The sequence below is a fragment of the Citrobacter sp. Cb041 genome (assembly GCF_030336655.1).
In the GTDB taxonomy this organism is placed as follows: domain Bacteria; phylum Pseudomonadota; class Gammaproteobacteria; order Enterobacterales; family Enterobacteriaceae; genus Citrobacter; species Citrobacter braakii.
Genome location: NZ_JAOWDD010000034.1, coordinates 36,008 through 54,910, shown reverse-complemented (window position 1 = coordinate 54,910; position 18,903 = coordinate 36,008). Strand labels below are relative to the sequence as shown.

Annotated in this window: 14 protein-coding genes; 2 read left to right on the top strand and 12 right to left on the bottom strand. The window is 52.0% G+C overall.

Annotated elements, in window-relative coordinates:
- Positions 1 to 12 precede the first annotated feature (12 nt).
- Positions 13 to 1,356, bottom strand: coding sequence for a 2-oxoadipate dioxygenase/decarboxylase HglS (hglS, locus tag OGV52_RS07955; protein WP_016156596.1), 1,344 nt, complete (start codon positions 1,354 to 1,356; stop codon positions 13 to 15).
- Between the two features lie 120 nt (positions 1,357 to 1,476).
- A complete protein-coding gene (locus OGV52_RS07950; RefSeq protein ID WP_065554425.1) occupies positions 1,477 to 2,379 on the bottom strand; it encodes a manganese-dependent inorganic pyrophosphatase in 903 nt (300 codons plus the stop codon).
- Between the two features lie 230 nt (positions 2,380 to 2,609).
- Here OGV52_RS07950 and pcaQ point away from each other — a divergent pair, with 230 nt between their 5' ends.
- Positions 2,610 to 3,533 carry a pca operon transcription factor PcaQ gene (pcaQ, locus tag OGV52_RS07945; RefSeq protein ID WP_003020288.1) on the top strand — a complete coding sequence of 308 codons (924 nt, stop codon included), beginning with the start codon at positions 2,610 to 2,612 and terminating at the stop codon, positions 3,531 to 3,533.
- Between the two features lie 45 nt (positions 3,534 to 3,578).
- Here pcaQ and OGV52_RS07940 read toward each other — a convergent pair whose 3' ends face one another.
- The 7 genes from OGV52_RS07940 to cybB form a co-directional block, all read right to left on the bottom strand.
- Entirely contained in the window at positions 3,579 to 5,267 is a 1,689-nt protein-coding gene (locus OGV52_RS07940) for a methyl-accepting chemotaxis protein (protein WP_287108325.1), read from the bottom strand.
- A 169-nt stretch (positions 5,268 to 5,436) separates the two neighbouring features.
- A complete protein-coding gene (locus OGV52_RS07935) occupies positions 5,437 to 6,555 on the bottom strand; it encodes an S-(hydroxymethyl)glutathione dehydrogenase/class III alcohol dehydrogenase (protein ID WP_016153173.1) in 1,119 nt (372 codons plus the stop codon).
- A gap of 32 nt (positions 6,556 to 6,587) precedes the next feature.
- A complete protein-coding gene (locus OGV52_RS07930; protein ID WP_003833178.1) occupies positions 6,588 to 6,863 on the bottom strand; it encodes a metal/formaldehyde-sensitive transcriptional repressor in 276 nt (91 codons plus the stop codon).
- A 331-nt stretch (positions 6,864 to 7,194) separates the two neighbouring features.
- Entirely contained in the window at positions 7,195 to 8,496 is a 1,302-nt protein-coding gene (locus OGV52_RS07925) for an AppA family phytase/histidine-type acid phosphatase (protein WP_287108324.1), read from the bottom strand.
- A 278-nt stretch (positions 8,497 to 8,774) separates the two neighbouring features.
- Positions 8,775 to 10,043, bottom strand: coding sequence for a Y-family DNA polymerase (locus OGV52_RS07920; RefSeq protein WP_029139549.1), 1,269 nt, complete (start codon positions 10,041 to 10,043; stop codon positions 8,775 to 8,777).
- Positions 10,044 to 10,045: 2 nt separating this feature from the next.
- Positions 10,046 to 10,465, bottom strand: coding sequence for a translesion error-prone DNA polymerase V autoproteolytic subunit (locus OGV52_RS07915; RefSeq protein WP_016153176.1), 420 nt, complete (start codon positions 10,463 to 10,465; stop codon positions 10,046 to 10,048).
- A 171-nt stretch (positions 10,466 to 10,636) separates the two neighbouring features.
- Positions 10,637 to 11,167, bottom strand: a complete 531-nt coding sequence (gene cybB / locus OGV52_RS07910; protein WP_019076843.1) for a cytochrome b561 — start codon at positions 11,165 to 11,167, stop codon at positions 10,637 to 10,639.
- Between the two features lie 240 nt (positions 11,168 to 11,407).
- Here cybB and OGV52_RS07905 point away from each other — a divergent pair, with 240 nt between their 5' ends.
- The gene (locus tag OGV52_RS07905; protein WP_287108322.1) at positions 11,408 to 12,334 is read left to right on the top strand and encodes an alpha/beta hydrolase; all 927 of its coding nucleotides are present in this window, start codon (positions 11,408 to 11,410) and stop codon (positions 12,332 to 12,334) included.
- A gap of 40 nt (positions 12,335 to 12,374) precedes the next feature.
- Here OGV52_RS07905 and aldA read toward each other — a convergent pair whose 3' ends face one another.
- The 3 genes from aldA to hrpA all read right to left on the bottom strand — a co-directional run bounded on the left by aldA (position 12,375) and on the right by hrpA (position 18,793).
- The gene (gene aldA, locus OGV52_RS07900) at positions 12,375 to 13,814 is read right to left on the bottom strand and encodes an aldehyde dehydrogenase (protein ID WP_287108321.1); all 1,440 of its coding nucleotides are present in this window, start codon (positions 13,812 to 13,814) and stop codon (positions 12,375 to 12,377) included.
- Positions 13,815 to 14,013: 199 nt separating this feature from the next.
- Positions 14,014 to 14,805: a YdcF family protein gene (locus tag OGV52_RS07895; protein WP_287108320.1), complete on the bottom strand. Its 792-nt coding sequence runs from the start codon at positions 14,803 to 14,805 to the stop codon at positions 14,014 to 14,016.
- Positions 14,806 to 14,890: 85 nt separating this feature from the next.
- Positions 14,891 to 18,793: an ATP-dependent RNA helicase HrpA gene (gene hrpA, locus OGV52_RS07890; RefSeq protein WP_047498566.1), complete on the bottom strand. Its 3,903-nt coding sequence runs from the start codon at positions 18,791 to 18,793 to the stop codon at positions 14,891 to 14,893.
- Positions 18,794 to 18,903 lie beyond the last annotated feature (110 nt).

Genomic DNA, 18,903 nt, shown 5'->3' with positions numbered 1-18,903 from the left:
ATGTAAATTCAATTAAAGTAAACCACACCGCCGTTTACTGCGATCTTGCGCCTCCTGATACAACGCAAACTCATCATAAACCGCACAACCCAGCGCCTGTTCAAACGCGTCGCGGCTGGAATTACCGTGGCTACGGGCCTGAGTTTCATTCCCCAAATTAGACTGGAAAATTCCCGCGGCGCTCACCGGTAAAAAATCTTCGTAGGTAATGGGCTGAGCAACCAGCCAGCCCCGCTCAATGAGCGGTTGCGGGTCGTCATCCGGGCGAATCGCCTGTCGATGCGCCTCGCCCGACGGCGTCAGCCGGTAGCGGAACCAGGCAAGTCCCTGCTGGCGCAGCAGAAATTCGCTGTCCGGGAATGCTTTGAACACCTCCTGCAAATGCAGCTGATGCGTCAGGTTGTCTTTTCCCGTTCCCGCTTTATTCAGCAATTCGTCGTATAATGCTCTGCCTTTCGGCGTCAGGGCCACGCCGCGCTGTTCGATTTCACCAAAACGCGCCGTGTGAGTGCCACGCATTTCACCGGCAAATAACACCGGCTCTTCCAGCGCTTTAAAACTGGTCTGGCGCAATAAAATGGGCACCTCGCGGCGCGGCGGCCCTTCAATCAGTATTTTGGGTTCAATGCCACACTCCGGCATCATCGACTGAACCCGGTCGATATCCAGCGTACGCGGCGTCAGATGATTGATATGACACCCAGGGAAACACACCACATCAGCAATCAGCCGGTGCTCATTGTGCAATGCGTGATAGGTCGCCTCATCGACCGTGGCATGCTGATGCCAGCGGAAAGTTTCCAGCGCTTCTTGCACAAACTCCTGCGCCTGCTCAGGCGTAAAACTGCCCTGCACATCAAACTCATCCAGCAGTTCGTGACAACGACGGGTGAAAATATCGCGTTTCGCGAGGATCTCCGCGGCTTTTTGCCGTAGCGCGGCGTTTTCGATTAATTCGAGCCGCAATAACGAGGTGAATACCCGAAACGGGTTGCGCGAAAGCGACGCATCGTCAATGGGACGAAACGCGGTGGAATGCACGGGAACACCGGCCTGGGAGAGATCGTAATAACTCACCGGATACATGCCCATAATGGCAAACATCCGGCGTAGCGTAGAAAGCTCCTGCGCAGTGCCCACCCGAATGGCGCCGTGGCGCTCAACGTTTAGCCGGGCCAGCTCATCTGCATTCGCCAGTTTTTCATGCAGCGTAGGATTATTTTCCAGTACCGCCAGATTCACATCAGCGACAAGTTCCAGCAACGTGCCATATTGCGGGACTTCCTGCTGGTACATTGCTGACATTGCCTGCGAAAATTGTTCCCGAATCTCATCTGCCGTGATGGTGTTCGCCATAATGTCATGCCTCCAGTGAATATTACCTGGAGTGTAGAAAACGCCGCTGACTCCGGTGGGAAGAATTTACAAAGTGTGACCCCGCGTAAATTTCCCCCCCCTACAGACGGTGAACAGAACCTACTGGCGTGGTTTTAAATGACTTTCCAGCCAGGGCAACATCTGTTTTTTACGGCTGAGCATCCCCTCCACCTTACAGGGCTGTGGGATGTCTGACAGCGCTGAACCGGCAAACCACAGGCTGGTGTCGCCCAGATTAATATCGGTGAGCATCAGTACAACCAGCGCGGCATTCTTTTCCTCAGCATAGCGCGCCATTTCCAGACGGAGATCGTCCAGCACCGCATCCACCTGTTGCAGCGCATACAGTTCAAGCTGCGCCACACACACCGAATGTCCATGAATGGTGAAGGTTTTAATGTCTTTCTGCAGAAGCTCGCGAGCGCTCATGCCTTCCACGCTTGTTTTAGCAGATAGCAGGTCGCGACTAAACGCCTCGAGATCCACACCGGTTTTTTGGGCCAGGGCCTCCACCGCCAGGCGATCGTCAGAGGTGGTCGTTGGCGAACGAAGCGTGACAGTGTCACTCAATGCGGCACCCAGCAATAAAACGGCCTCAGCGGCAGACAACTGGCTGCGCTCCTCTTCCGTCATCAGTTGCCATAACAGCGTCGCGCTGCTGCCGACTGGCTTCACCCATACTTCAGGTGGCAGACGAGTGACTAATCCACCGAGTCGGTGATGATCGATAATTCCCACGACGTTACTTTCTGCCAGCGATGCCGGCCCCTGGGCAGGCTCGGTGAAATCGACCAGCCACACATCACGATCGGTCAGTTCAAACGTCAGCCGTTCGGGCATCGTCAGTCCCGCATGCTCAAAGATAAATTGCGTTTCGCGGTTAGGTTCGCCCAGACGCCATGCCGTCGCCTGCTGGCCACGTAAAGTAAGCCAACGCGCCGTCATGGCGGCGGTACAAATGGCATCGCTATCGGGGTTAAGGTGCCCTATTACATCTATCATCAATCAGTGCCTTGTGAAGAGAATGGTTCAAAAGCAAACAATAACGAAAGTATATCGACTGGACGCATTCTCTTCCATGATCCCACCACCCGGCAGCGCTGTACAAAACATAAGCAAAATAAATCAGTTGTAAGTAAAATAGGATAAATGTTAATAATATTTTGCTATCAAGTTATCAAAATCGAACAACTTCACTTGTCACCGATACGACTCTGTTTTTAACATCGCTTATGGAAAAAAATGTTCTGTTCAATCAGCGCATTCGCTTGCGCCACCTTCATACTTTTGTCGCCGTTGCACAGCAGGGAACGTTGGGCCGCGCGGCTGAGACCCTTAACCTGAGCCAACCAGCCCTCTCCAAAACGCTGAATGAACTGGAGCAACTGACCGGTACCCGGCTCTTTGAGCGTGGCCGCCTTGGCGCACAATTAACGCTGCCCGGAGAACAGTTTCTTACCCACGCAGTCAGAGTGCTGGATGCGCTCAACACCGCCGGACAAGCCTTAAACCAGCGCGAAGAGTCACAGACGGATGTCGTACGGATTGGCGCCTTACCCACCGCGGCCCTGGGCATTCTGCCGGCGGTCATTGGCCCGTTCCATAAGCAGCAAATGGAGACCACGCTGCAGGTTGCCACCATGAGTAATCCCATGATCCTGGCGGGTTTAAAGTCAGGGGAAATTGATCTCGGCATTGGCCGTATGGCCGATCCGGAATTGATGGTTGGTCTGAACTACGAGCTGTTATTTCTGGAATCGCTCAAACTGGTCGTGCGCCCTAACCACCCGTTGTTGCAGGAAACCATCACGCTGAGTCGGGTGATGGAGTGGCCGGTGGTGGTTTCACCAAAAGGAACCGCCCCTCGCCAGCACGCAGAGGCGTTGTTGCAAAGTCAGGGCTGCAAAATGCCGCCGGGCTGTATTGAAACGCTGTCAGCATCACTCTCCCGCCAACTGACGGTCGATTACGACTATGTGTGGTTTGTCCCTTCAGGCGCGGTTAGAGAAGATTTACGCCAGGCGACGCTGGTGTCGTTGCCGATACCCACCCACGGTGCGGGTGAACCCATCGGCATTCTTACCCGTGTCGATGTGCAGCTCTCTCAGGCCGCACAGATCCTGATCGCCGCAATACGCAAAACCGTACCGTTTTGATGCCAAAAATTAAGGGACCATCAGGTCCCTTAATTGATTTTATTGTTAAAACGTTTCCCAGTTCTCGCCACTGGCAGTTGCCGCCTGCGGGCGTGAATGGTCAGGCTTTGTCGTCACAGGAACGCGTTTAATAGCACTTGTCCCTGTTAAACGGAATGTGCCAACAGCTTCCGTTAAGCGCGCCGCCTGCTCTTCCAGCGATGCCGCTGCGGCAGAGGCTTCTTCAACCAGCGAGGCATTTTGCTGCGTTACCTTATCCATTTCTGAAATTGCCTGACTCACCTGGACGATACCCCGGCTCTGCTCATCAGAGGCCGCTGCAATTTCCAGCATAATGTCGGTGACGCGTTTTACCGCATCGACAATATCCGTCATCGTATTGCCCGCGGCGACCACTTCTCCGGAGCCCTGGTCAATCAGTCGAACTGATTCGCTGATCAATCCCTCAATCTCTTTTGCCGCCTGAGCGCTGCGGCTTGCCAGCGTGCGCACCTCACTGGCAACCACGGCAAACCCACGGCCCTGCTCTCCTGCCCGCGCTGCTTCAACCGCTGCGTTCAGCGCCAGAATATTGGTCTGGAAAGCAATGCTGTTAATAACGGCTGTGATTTCGGAGATTTTCTTTGAACTCGTTGAGATATTGCCCATGGTTTTGACCACGCCAGAAACCATCTGACCGCCCCGACTGGCCTTGCCGGAAGCATCTTCTGCCAGCTTGCTCGCATGATGCGCGTTGTCGGCGTTTTGCTTCACCGTCGCCGTCAACTCTTCCATGCTGGCCGCCGTTTGTTCAATCGCCGCAGCCTGTTGTTCGGTACGTGAAGACAGATCGGTGTTCCCCGCCGAAATCTCACTGGTACCGCGATAAATCTCTTCCGCGCCCTGACGCACCGTGCCTACCGTTTTCCCCAGCGAACGTTGCATTGTTTGCAGATGGCGGCTCAGGCGACCAATTTCGCTGCGCCCGGTCGGTTCCTCCGGCATGGTCAGATCCCCCGCTGAAATTTGCTCAATGCGCTGGGCGGCACGCAACAGAGGATGAATGACGGTACGGCGCAGAACAATGAACGTCATCACGGTCAGCGCCAGCGCAAGAACAAATGCGCCCAGCATAAAAGCCATACCAAGCTGTGTACGCTGATGCGCCTGTTCGCTTAACTGATTCGCCCTGGTGGTACGAATGTCGATCGCCTTTAACAGCACCTTGTTGTACGCAGAGTCCAGCGGTCTGGCCTGTTCATTTTCATGGTTGATGATCGCTTCAAACATGCCGTTTTTAGCGTACTTCAGCATCGGCTGTAAGCCGTCGGTATAGGCTTTGAAGCTGGCGCTCAGTTCAGCGTCTAACGCTTCATCGGCAGGCGTTTTTACCGCGCGTGACATATAAGCATTGAAACCGTCCTGCGATTGCTTAATCCGTTTTTCTGCCTCGGCGATATTGGCCTTCATGTCATCCATTTCGGCAATACGGCTCGCCGCGCCGGCGTGGATCATGTTGATACGCGCGGTACGCAAGTGGTTAGAGCTGTTAGATAACCCCATCCTGACCTGAATCTCATCGGTCACGTCGCGCTGATCGCGATCGGCCTGCATAAGAAAATAGCTTGCCAGCCCGGAACTTAAGGCGAACAGCAGAAGGATGCCACCGAGAATGGAGGAAAACAGCGGAACCAGCCGGATTTGATGCAGAAAGCCCAGTTTATGCTGGGCTTGCATCGATGTAGTGTTGTCCATGACCGTCGACTCTCTTGTAGGGTTTATGCGTGAAAACACGCCCGTTAGATAGTCATCGGCAATCCGGGAAGTTTACTTACCGTGAAAAGCGCCGGATTCGTCACACTTTCACAACATAATTCTAAAAAATTCAGGAAAGTGCCAGCGGTGAAATCCGCTGGCCAATGAATCAGTTATCGCCAAAGTGGATAACGGTACGGATGGATTTACCCTGATGCATTAAATCGAACGCGTCGTTAATCTGCTCCAGCGGTAAACGGTGGGTAATAAACGGATCCAACTGAATTTTCCCGCTCATCGCATCTTCAACCATACCAGGAAGCTGAGTACGACCCTTCACGCCGCCAAATGCGGAACCGCGCCAGACACGCCCGGTAACCAACTGGAACGGACGCGTTTTGATCTCTTGTCCGGCTCCTGCCACGCCAATAATGATGCTTTCGCCCCATCCTTTATGGCAGCATTCCAGCGCCGCGCGCATCACGTTAACGTTACCGATACATTCGAAACTAAAGTCCACGCCGCCATCGGTAAGCTCGACAATCACATCCTGAATCGGTTTGTCGTAATCCTTCGGATTGATGAAATCGGTCGCGCCCATTTCACCTGCCAGCGTAAATTTTTCCGGATTGGTATCAACGGCCAGAATACGCCCGGCTTTCGCCTGCGCCGCGCCCTGAATCACCGCCAGGCCAATACCGCCCAGACCAAATACGGCGACGGTATCACCTTCTTTCACTTTTGCGGTGTTATGGACCGCTCCGATACCGGTGGTCACGCCACACCCCAGCAGACACACTTTGTCCAGCGGAGCCTGCGGGTTAACCTTCGCCAGAGAGATCTCCGCGCAAACGGTGTATTCGCTGAAGGTGCTGGTGCCCATATAGTGATAAATCGGCTCGCCGTTATACGAGAAACGGGTTGTGCCATCCGGCATCAGACCTTTGCCCTGGGTCGCACGCACGGCCTGACACAGGTTAGTTTTACCCGATTTACAGAACTTACACTCGCCACATTCTGCGGTGTATAGCGGGATCACATGATCGCCCGGTTTCAGGCTGGTAACGCCTTCACCCACTTCAACCACAATGCCGCCACCTTCATGGCCGAGCACCGCCGGGAAAACCCCTTCCGGATCGTCGCCTGAGAGCGTAAAAGCATCAGTATGGCACACGCCGGTGTGGGTAATTTTAACCAGCACTTCACCTTTCTTTGGCGGTGCGACATCGATTTCGACAATTTTTAACGGTTGGCCAGGGCCGAATGCAACTGCTGCACGTGATTTCATTTGTCTCTTCCCATTATTGCGAGGTGATGGTGTTATTTTAGATAAGCACGCAGAAGATGGCCGATTTCAGCCATGCGCACGGCACGCTGGTCTGGGGTTGTTTCCCCGCTGACCAGTTCGTCTTTCAGGTGGATCTCAACCATTTCGCCCATCAGGCCATTGGATGCGCCGCGCACGGCGGCAATTTGTTGCAGGATAGCCAAACACGGCTCGCCGGACTCCAGCGCGCGCTCAAGCGCATCAACCTGACCGCGAATACGGCGTACACGGGTGAGAATGCGTTTTTTATCTTCGGGTGAATGCGGCATACGCCCTCCAAATACTATAGGGGGGTATACTATCAGTCTTTTTAACTAATTGTAAAATAAATAACTTGTTATTATTTAATACGTTGCACAAACAGCACATTTAGACATATCACCGTTTTAAGCGGTTTTAGAGCCGCAACACCGAGCGCTTTGTCGATGGATTCTGCATCGCTGAACAGTCCGGATTTTTTCTGGAGCAGCGTAACTGGATTGTCACTCGCAAAGAACAGGCAATTGAAAGACTCATGTAATTATGATCAATACGAATACCCCCGACTACAAACCGGGGGTTTCTATTTTTTAATACGCTATATATATAATAATTAGTTACTTATTCCGTAACTGCACACTCTGGCACGCGAATTTCCTTAATGAGCCTGGAAAAACTTTTTAACGAACACATTCCCTGAATATTTTTCTCTTCACATGCAATTAATTTTAAATCAACTTTGCCGGCAGGTTTTTCTAACGATAACGGTTGTATATCCCTCATATCTCTCAGCGTCTGATAAACAAATGAAACCTGAACCCAATCCGTATTATCACTGGTTCTTTTCCACTTTTCGAATACAAGCTCCCCACCAGGAGGGGTATTATCGGGTTGACCGGGCAGCGACCAGTTAAGATCTAAAGCCCCGCTTAAATTTGCAAGATTGGTATCATGACCAGCAATAAACAACAGAGATACGGGTAATTTTATGCCATACCTGTTTTCTGTTGTACCATTTGTCAATAATGCAGTGTCTATCATATCGAGTAATGGTGTGGCTCTACTACGGGCAACTTCTGGAGTTCTTTGCAAAAGATCAAACTGAGCGTTATGCAGACTTAACAAATCTCTCCATTCTTTTTCTCCCGTAATACGCCCCCAGGCTACCTGTGGCATTCCCTGGGCCTCTTGCAACAGAAATATCTCAGTCAGCGTGGAAGAAAGACTCCAGGCACCAGGTAATGATACATTGTCAGGAGTTACCTTAAGTTCAGACGGTAAAGCCTCTGGTAATGTGCATTTCGTAGACTTCTCTGTAGTCTTACATGTCTCCGATTGTGAGAAATTTAAAACATTTTCCAGGGTCCGAAACGAAGATTGATAGCGTTGGGTATACAGTTCAATATTTCCTCCGGCCCGTTCCAGAATAGCGTTTTTAACCTTCAATGTGTTAAACGAACATTTCCCCATTTTTACCGGATTAAAAAGAGGATCAGTTTTTTCTTCATCCTTCTGATAATGCACTTGAATTTGACATTTTGGTGCTAACCCAACCAGAAACGCCTCACCCGTTTTACGGGTGCGTTGATCCGTGTCTGCAATAACAGCAACCTGCCCTGGAGATGGGCACGTTTGATTATTCAACAGACCTTTGCTCGTGAACCATAAACGTTGATACTGACCTAATTCAGAAACAAGTTCTCCCCCACGAGGCGTTAGCCATCCTAACGGCACATCCCATTGTGGCCATTGATCGGGTGTAACATCTTTCATTATTGGAGTGAACTTCGTAGGTGCTCTTACTCCATGACGACTCACTATCACAACCCGCTCAAGTTTCATACCGTTCTGCTCTTCAGCATGTATTGAGAAAGAACCGCATAAGAGAGAAAAAAATAATAAACGAATGATGAATGTATTCATTACCAGCACCACCTTTTCGTAAGTGAAAAACAAACAACTCGTATAAGCCAGTTCGATAACTGGTTCTATCAGATAGAAATAATCCTACTCCTGAGTTCACAACAATCCAACTTTTTGAATATCAACTTTGTATCTTATCGAAGTATTAAAGGAGCGCTAATTTAGCCGCACTGGAAAGGTATCCAAGGTTATGGAATCGTTGGCAATTTACAACGTCCTGTCATTGAAAGGATAATTGATCCGGTATAAATAAGGTGGGCGGAAGCCTTGTTTGGCTATCAATTTACCCGCAGCAAATCACTGTATCTCGTTGTATAACGTGGTGAAAGCATGTCTCGCTTCATCGCCCACGGCTGCTGTATCCCTTGCCCGGCAAAGTAGAGCGTTCCTTTCCCCTTTTCAGCATTAAGAGTATCCAGTAGGTCCATCAATTTATCGCTGTTACGCCGCGGGGCGTTATTATCAAAAAGATTCAGCTGTGCAACGCCAGAGCTAAAAAAATCCCCCAGCATAACGCCCGCTTTTTGATAACGTAGCCCCTCTCGCCAAACGGCGTCCAGGCTGCGCGTGGCTGCTGTAATAATGTCCCGGCTATCCTGAGTTGGCGTCAGCAGTTTTATCGATGCGCTGTTACCGTAATAAGGTTCATTCAGGGCAAACGGACTGGTTTTGATAAACGTAGAGATAAACCGGCAGTACTGGTGTTCTCTGCGCAGCTTTTCCGCAGCACGTGAAGCATAGGTGCAAATGGCCTCTCTCATGGCGTTGTAATCCGTGAGTTTTTCACCAAACGATCTTGAGCAGATAATTTCCTGCTTATCCGGCGCAAATTCTTCCAGCGCCAGACAAGGCTCACCGCGCAATTCCCGGACGGTTCGCTCAAGCACGACGCTGAAATGTTTACGAATGAAGCGAATATCGGTATCCGCCAGGTCGAGAACCGTTTTAATGCCCATGACGTCCAGTTTTTTGCCGATGCGGCGTCCGATGCCCCAAACTTCATCAACCGGGAGTGCTGCCATCAGCTTACGCTGGCGTTCAATATTTGAGAGATCCACGACTCCGCCCGTCTGTTCCTGCCACTTTTTGGCCGCATGGTTTGCCAGTTTGGCCAGGGTTTTGGTCTGAGCGATACCGACCCCAACCGTGAGACGTGTTTTCTGCAAAATGGTTGCTCTGATTTCCTGACCAAAATCCGTAAGATCCCTGCAGTTTCGCACGCCCGTTAAATCACAAAAGGCTTCATCAATACTGTATATCTCCACGCGTGGCGATAACTCCTCCAGAATCGACATCACCCTGCTGCTCATATCCGCATACAGTTCGTAGTTCGAACTAAAACAGAACACGCCATAGCGCCTGAACAGATCTTTCTGTTTGAAGTACGGAGCGCCCATATTAACGCCAAGCGCCTTTGCCTCTACGCTGCTGGCAATAACGCAGCCATCGTTGTTTGAAAGAACGACAACGGGCTTCCCTTTCAGATCAGGCCGGAATGCCGACTCACAGCTGGCATAAAACGCGTTAACATCCACCAGTGCAAACATCATCAGCCCGCTGCTTTAATGATAAATGTCACCACGCCAAATATATCCAGCGTGTCCTCGCTGCTAATCATGATCGGCGCGTAGGCGCTGTTCTCTGGTTTCAGCATCACAACCGGATGTAATTGCAGGCGTTTAACGGTGAATTCGCCCTCAACGGCGGCAATAACGATGTCTCCATGGGCAGGTTTTCTGGCGCTGTCGACAATCAGTAAATCGCCCTCGCCGATCCCTGCTCCCCTCATAGAGTCGCCAGATGATTTAACAAAATAGGTTGCGCTGGGATGCCGTACCAGCAGGTCATTGAGGTCGATACGTTTCTCAACGTAGTCCTGTGCAGGAGATGGAAAACCGCAGGGCACAAGATCGCTAAATAACGGAAAGTGTTTAATTTCGCGGCGTTCCGCAGGCTGGAAAAACAACATAATAATCTGCCTCTCATTTACTGTATTTATATACAGTAGTTTTAATAAGAGCAGCAATCAAGTAGCGAGAGTGATGAACTGGACGTTGTTTAACCATCTTGTCGGTAAGTTTTTATGATGTCTGGAAAAATAATCGGCTAAAAAAATACCCCGCATTTGCGGGGCATTACATCAGGAGCGTTTTCGCGGCATCATGCGCAGCAGCGTATTGTCCTTCCAGAAATAGTGGTGCATCAGAGCCGCAGCGGCATGCAGAGCAATAACAAAATAGCCCAGATTTGCCAGCGTCACGTGCCAGGACTTCAGCATATCCACTACATCAAAATTGGCCTCTGCCGCATGCGGCATAACAATGCCGAATGCAATCCACGGGTTACCCCGGTTATACATCATCACCAGTCCAATAATCGGCAGAACAATAAACAGCAGATAGATAACCAGATGCCCCAGATGCGCCATTCCGGTCATCATCGGCTTCGGTTTTGGCACAATCGGCGGTGCCGGATATTTTAGCCTGACCAGCAGACGCGCCACCATCAGCGTTAAAATAGTGATGCCACAGGATACGTGCACCATGTTAAATAAGGGACGATAGCTGCGCGGGAAAAATCCGCGAAACTCCATAGCGCTGTAGGCCACAATGACCAACAAAAAGACCAGCCAGTGAATGCCAATTTGCAGGCCAGAATACTTATTCCCCATAACACTTCCTGAATAAAAACAATAATGCGTCACCATAACGGGCTTTTGTTAAAAATTCATTAACTTTTGCTCACCCGGCTTATTCGTACGCGGGATAAATTTATCAAGCTCTCGCCTTCCGGCGGAGATTCGCCTCCACCGTCTTTCATTTCCCGCGAATTCAATACGTCGTGAGTCTCTCCCCGTTTTCAATTCATTAACTATGTTATAGCTAACCTTTGCCAATGAGGGAGCATAGTAATGGAAGCACTGAGTCGTGAAGCGTTAGAAAACATGATGGAGCAAGCCGTTGCCCACGCGGCCACCTTCTCATGCTGGCCGCAGGGTGAAGCCCCCGGAGCAAAAAACAGCGATGCGGTATTCACGCCTGAACCCCGGCATACCGGAACGTCTGCTTATGATCGTGCGGTAACCGGCATTCGTGCACCAGAAATTACCGTTTACGCCCCTGCAAAACCTAACGGCACAGGGATCCTTGTTACCCCTGGCGGCTCTTATCGTCGCGTGGTGATGGATAAAGAAGGCAGCGCACTGGCACCGTTCTTTAACGCTCACGGTTATACCCTGTTTGTGATGACCTACCGCATGCCGGGCGATGGTCACGAGGAAGGCGCAAATGCGCCGCTGGCCGATGCCCAACGCGCCATGCGCTACATTCGCGCCAACGCTCATGAATGGAAAATCAACCCTGACCGTATCGGCGTGTTGGGCTTCTCCTCCGGGGGACACGTGGCCGCCAGTCTGGGAACCCGGTTTGACGAATCGGTTTATACGCCGATTGATAGCATAGACGAACAATCTGCGCGCCCTGCTTTTATGGCGCTGGTGTACCCGGTGATCACCCTGCGCGAAGATATCGGTCACCCAGGCTCTCGCCTTGAGCTGGTTGGCGCAACGCCCGAAAAGGAAGACCTGCAGCGCTATTCTCTTGAAGAGCAAGTGGATCACACAACGCCGCCGACGTTCTTGCTACACGCCATTGACGATCCGGCGGTGAAGGTGGAAAACAGCCTGGTCTTCTTTAATGCGCTACGTAGGCCAGGGGTTTCGGTCGAAATGCATCTGTTTGAACGCGGTAAGCACGGATTTGGTATTCGCGATGCGCAGGGATTGCCGCTGGCCATCTGGCCGGAATTGATGATGAACTGGATCGCCAGCAAAGTGTGAGAATTGCGCCGGGTGGCGTACAGGCTCACCCGGCGAAAACTTAGGACTGCAGATACACCACCTGCGTTTGCAGATATTCGTTCAGACCGTGTTTACCGTCAGCCCCGCCAATCCCGGACTTGCGCCAGCCAGCATGAAAGCCCTGCATCGCCTCGAAGTTTTCACGATTAATATAGGTTTCGCCAAACTTCAGCCCTTTGATCGCCTTCATCGCCGTATTCAGATTCTGCGTATAGATCGATGAGGTCAGACCGTAATCGCTGTCATTGGCCATCATCAGCGCCTGTTCCAGCGTATCAAACGCTACCACCGGCAGCACCGGACCAAACGTCTCCTCGTGCATAATCGCCATCTCCTGGCGCACGTCTAACAGTAACGTCGGTGGATAGTAATACCCTTTGCCGGAAACGGCCTTACCGCCCAGCACCACTCTGGCGCCTTCCTGCACCGCTCGTGCAACTTTCTGCTCTACACGCTCCAGCGCAGAGGCGTTAATCAGCGGTCCCATCGCAATATCATTGCGCTCAGCCGGATTGCCAAACTGCACGGCTTTCATCGCCTCGCCCAGACGATTGACGAATTGGTCATAAATACCTTTCTGAACGTACACGCGCTCGGCACAGTTGCATACCTGTCCGGTGTTGATCACCCGCGAGTCAACAATTGCCTTTACGGCCAGTTCAAGATCGGCATCATCCATCACGATAGCCGGGGCCTTACCGCCCAACTCCAGACAAACTTTGGTGATATTTTTAGCCGCCGCAGCCATAATTTTCTCACCCGCCCCGACGCTACCGGTCATGCTCACCATGGCCACCTTCGGGTTTGCGGCCAGCGCCTGACCGACCGTTTCACCACGTCCCAGCACCAGATTAAATACGCCGCGCGGCAAGCCAATATCATCAACAATTTTGGCAAAGGCGATGGCGTTATTCGGTGTAAATTCACTCGGCTTAATGACAATGGTATTACCCGTCAACAGTGCGGGAGCCAGTTTGCGGGCAATCAGGAAAAACGGAAAGTTCCACGGCAGAATGCCCGTAGTCACGCCCAAAGCGCGCTTAAACAGCAGAATATTCTCGCCCGGACGATCGCTTTGCAGGATCTCGCCTTCATAGCGACGCGCCCACTCCGCCATGTAATCGATATAGTCGGCGGTAAACGAGACTTCGACCTCAGCCAGTTGCTGTATTTTTCCACCCTCCGCCACAATCAGCGCGCTGATTTCACTGGCTCGCTGACGGATACCCGCAGAAATTTTGCGTAACCAGTTCGCCCGTTCAATGGCGGGCAGCGCTTCCCATTGCGGCTGAGCGCGCTGTGCAGCATCGATCGCTTTACACGCATCCTCGGCACGTCCATCGGGAATACGCGAGATCACCTCTTCCGTGGCCGGATTGACGACATCAATCCAGGCATCATCGTGCCAGGTCACAAACTGCCCATCGATATACATAGGATGTTGTACGGGTACTGACATGCGGCTCTCCTGTGATTGATTTGTTTTTAACAAGTAAAACTATTGTTAATTAATATCAATCATGCAGGTCGTATTATGGCTGGAGTGGCTGTTCTGTGAGCGGCTTCATAAAAGCGTCTGGCAAAGTGATGATGAAGGGAAAAAACAGGTGTGATTTTTGCCCGTTTGCCGCAAAACGCCGACAAACGGGCAACAGGAATTACAGAGAGCGGCTCTCCAGTAAATCAGTCAGCACGATGTCATTTTGCAACTGCTGCCAGGCTTGCTCAACGTTCTGAGGAATATCAACATGGGCAATAAAATTGCGGCCACACGGCCCATAACCGGTGGCATCATCACGCAGGCGAGGAAGCTCACCGGTTATGAGAGACAGATAGCGATCCACTGACCACAAACCTTCTGCTGCTGGCACAAAATCCACGCCGTCTTGCTGTTGGGCCAGCTCAGGGATGAATCCAGGGAAACTCAACCAGCGCGGCGCATGCGGCTCATCGCGGGTTACGCGCTGAAAGGTTGCCATCGTGCGACGTTGCATAGTGGGATCCTGTACCACAATGACGGTATGAATACTTTCCGTCGCCTGATTCAATAATGCACAGCTAAAACGGGCATTCTCACCGCAGTTTGTTGACTGGTCTTCCACCCAAATCTTCTCCCCCGGGATTTGCCAGAACTGATGTGCGATATCGGCAAGGATCGCCGCTTCCGCGCGCCCGGTGGTACGAATGATGTTGTAACGAGGATGCTCTGCAATCGCGTCATACAGAAATCGTGTGGAGTGACCGATGCCACCGCTAATCAACAAGGGAACCTGTTGCTCTTTCGCGATCCGGCAGGCGGCGTCGATGGTCGGAATAACCGCGTTCCCTGCCAGAATCACGCAATCTGACTGAACGGTGATATTCCCCGTAAAATCATTCTGCGCCAACCATCGCCCTACGGTATTGATCGCCGCAAGCGTGGTTGCGGAAAGTGTCGGAAACTGGCTCATACTCATGACTCCTGATCTTAATACTTTATCGGGTTGCATACCGGGCGGTGACGTCACCTTACCCGGTATGCTGTCTGGTACCGATTTATCCCGAAATCTGCTCCATCGCCTGCAAAATACGTTTATCGGAAATCGGATACGGCGTACCAAGCTGCTGGGCAAAATAGCTGACGCGCAGCTCTTCTATCATCCAGCGGATCTCTTTGACATCGTCATCTTCACGGCGCGCGGGAGGCAGTTTATTGAACCACTGCTGCCAGGCCTGCTGCACGCTATCTACTTTCAGCATCTGCGCACGGTCACGATGCGGATCGATAGCCAGTTTTTCCAGACGCTTTTCGATAGCCTGCAAATAACGCAGCGTATCGCCCAGACGCTTGAAACCATTGCCGGTAACAAATCCACGGTACACCAGCCCGCCCATCTGCGATTTGATATCCGCAAGCCCCAGCGCCATGGTCATATCCACGCGCCCTTTCAGACGTTTGTTGATATTAAACACCGCGGTCAGAATTTGTTCGACCTGCTTAGCAATATCCACCACCGTATCATTCAATTCAGCCCGCACTTTCTCATGCAGCGCCGCAAAGCCTTCTTCGGTCCACACCGGACCACCGTTGGCGTCGATCAGTTGATCCACACCACAGGATATACAGTCGTCAATCAAATCCAGCACTTTACCGTACGGGTTAAAATACAGCCCCAGCTTGGCTTTGTTGGGCAGTTTTTCATGCAAATATTTGATTGGTGAAGGAATATTCAGCAACAACAGGCGGCGTAAACCGCACCACATCGCCTGCTGTTGCTCCAGCGGGTTATCAAACAGTTTGATGGCAACGCTGTCACGCTCATCCACCAGCGCTGGCCAGGCTTTGACCTTATAGTTACCGCGTTTTTGCTCGTAACTCTCCGGAAGCTGACCGAAGCTCCAGATGTGCAACCCGCTCTGTTCGATACCGTCATCCGCCACCGCAGACAATGTTTCCTGCACTTTACCCTTCAGTGCGTCTTTCAGATCCTGCAGCGAACGTCCTTCCTGCAGCTTTTTGTTCTTATCATCCACTACCCGGAAGGTGATTTTTAGGTGATCGGGCACCTGATCCCAATGCCAGTCTTCACGGTCAACGGTCACGCCGGTCATGCGGCGCAGTTCACGCTCCAGCGAGTCCAGCAGCGGCAGTTCCAGCGGCGTGACGCGGCCTAAAAACGCTTCCGCATAGTTCGGCGCGGGCACAAAGTTGCGTCGTACCGGTTTCGGCAGAGACTTAATCAGGGCGATCACCAGTTCACGGCGCAGCCCCGGAATTTGCCATTCAAAACCGCTCTCTTCGATCTGATTGAGCAGCGGGAGCGGAATATGTACGGTCACACCGTCCGCATCGGCTCCGGGTTCGAACTGGTAACTTAACCGTAGTTTGAGATTGCCCTGATGCCAGAAGTTCGGGTAATCCAGCTTACTGATTTTTTCCGCGCCCTCTTTGATGAGCATGCTCTTTTCAAAGTTGAGCAGATCCGGCGTTTCACGGCTGATCTTTTTCCACCAGCTGTCAAAGTGACGCGCGGAGACCACATCATGGCTGATGCGTTGGTCGTAAAACTCAAATAGCGTCTCATCATCAACCAGAATGTCGCGACGGCGCGATTTGTGCTCTAACTCTTCCACCTCAGCGCGTAACTTCAAATTGTCACGGAAAAACGCATGGCGCGTTTGCCAGTCGCCTTCCACCAGCGCATGGCGGATGAACAGTTCACGCGACAACGCGGGATCGATCTGGCTGTAGTTCACCTTACGGGCTGCAACAATCGGTAAACCGTAGACGGTAACCTTTTCTGTTGCCATCACCGCGCCCTGCGCACGTTCCCAGTGCGGTTCACTGTATGAACGTTTGATCAGATGCTGGGCAACCGGTTCGACCCACTCAGGATCGATGCGTGCAGCAATACGTCCCCACAGGCGGCTGGTTTCCACCAGCTCCGCTACCATCGTCCACTTCGGCGGTTTTTTAAATAGACCAGAGCCCGGGAAGATCGAGAAGCGAGCGTTACGCGCCCCGGTAAATTCCTGTTTATCGGCATCTTTCATCCCGATATGTGACAGTAAACCGGTCAGCAACGCGACGTGGATCTCTCTGTATTCAGCGGGTTCGCTGTTAACAGGAATCCCTAACTCTTTCACCACCTGGCGCAGTTGCGTGTAGATATCCTGCCATTCACGCACGCGCAGGTAGTTCAGAAAATCAAGTTTGCACTGACGACGGAACTGGTTTGACGACAGCGCTTTCTGCTGCTCGCCGAGATAGTTCCACAGATTCACAAATGCGAGGAAATCAGACTCTTTGTCGTGGAAACGGCGATGCTTCTCGTCGGAGGCCTGCTGCTTGTCCATCGGGCGCTCGCGCGGATCCTGAATAGACAGCGCCGAGGTGATAATCATCGCCTCACGTACGCAGCCATGTTTTTGCGCTTCCAGCACCATGCGCGCCAGGCGTGGATCCACCGGCAGTTGCGAGAGCTGACGACCCAATGGCGTCAGTTTGTAAGCGGTTGCCTGTTCGTCGGTGGTTATCGCCCCCAGTTCTTCGAGCAGGCGTACACCGTCCTGAATGTTACGTTTATCCGGCGCTTCAACAAACGGAAACGCCGCGATATCGCCCAGCCCCAAGGCGGTCATCTGCAAAATAACGGACGCCAGGTTGGTACGCAGGATCTCCGGGTCGGTAAACTCCGGGCGCGACAGGAAATCGTCTTCGGAATACAGACGAATACAGATCCCCTCCGAAACACGACCGCAACGGCCTTTACGCTGGTTGGCAGAGGCCTGCGACACCGGTTCAATCGGCAAGCGCTGAACTTTGGTGCGGTAACTGTAACGGCTGATACGCGCAGTACCCGGATCAATCACATACTTGATCCCCGGAACGGTCAGCGAGGTTTCCGCCACGTTGGTCGCCAGCACGATACGGCGACCGCTGTGCGACTGGAACACACGGTTCTGCTCGCTGTTGGAAAGACGCGCATATAGCGGTAGCACTTCGGTATGGCGCAAATCCAGCTTATTCAGCGCATCGGCGGTATCGCGGATTTCGCGCTCGCCGCTCATGAAGATCAAAATATCGCCCTGACTTTCACGGCCTAACTCATCTACGGCATCAAAAATTGCTTGCAATTGGTCACGCTCGGTGTCATCTGCGTCTTCAACAATTGGACGATAGCGAACTTCCACCGGATAGGTTCGACCAGAGACTTCGATAATCGGTGCATTATTGAAATGCTTTGAAAAACGCTCCGGATCGATGGTCGCCGAAGTGATGATAATTTTTAGATCCGGACGGCGCGGCAGAAGCTCTTTCAGATAGCCGAGCAGAAAATCGATATTCAGGCTGCGCTCATGCGCTTCATCGATGATGATGGTGTCGTACTGCATCAGCAGCCGATCCTGCTGGATTTCCGCCAGCAGGATACCGTCCGTCATCAGCTTAACCATGGTGTTGTCGCTGACATGATCGCTAAAACGGACTTTATAACCGATACAACCGCCCGGCTCGGTTTGCAGCTCTTCTGCAATACGGTTCGCCACGGTACGCGCCGCCAGACGGCGCGGCTGGGTGTGGCCGATCAGCCCTTTTACCCCGCGCCCGAGCTCCATACAGATTTTGGGTAACTGAGTGGTTTTCCCTGACCCCGTTTCCCCGGCGACAATCACCACCTGGTTATCGCGTATCGCTTCCAGAATATCCTGTTTTTTCTGACTGACGGGCAGGTTTTCCGGGTAGCTGATGACCGGACGCGCGGCTTCACGCAGCACAACTTTACCTGCAGCGTGATCAATCTCTTTTGCCATCTCCTGGTAAATGGCCTGTTGTGCATCAGGATTTTTAACCTTCTTCACGCCCTGCAGGCGGCGGGCAAAACGCTGTCTGTCACGCAGCATCAGTGAATCCAGCTGTTGCTGCAACATGTTGAAGGTTAATTTTTGTTGTTCTGTCATAGCGTTAAAAGGCAGTGCTCTGCCGGGTTAAATCTCTTTTAGATGATAGGTATAGAGTACCACATCAGCGCTTTTCATGTGTTGTTCAATAATTTCGAACATAGGATTCG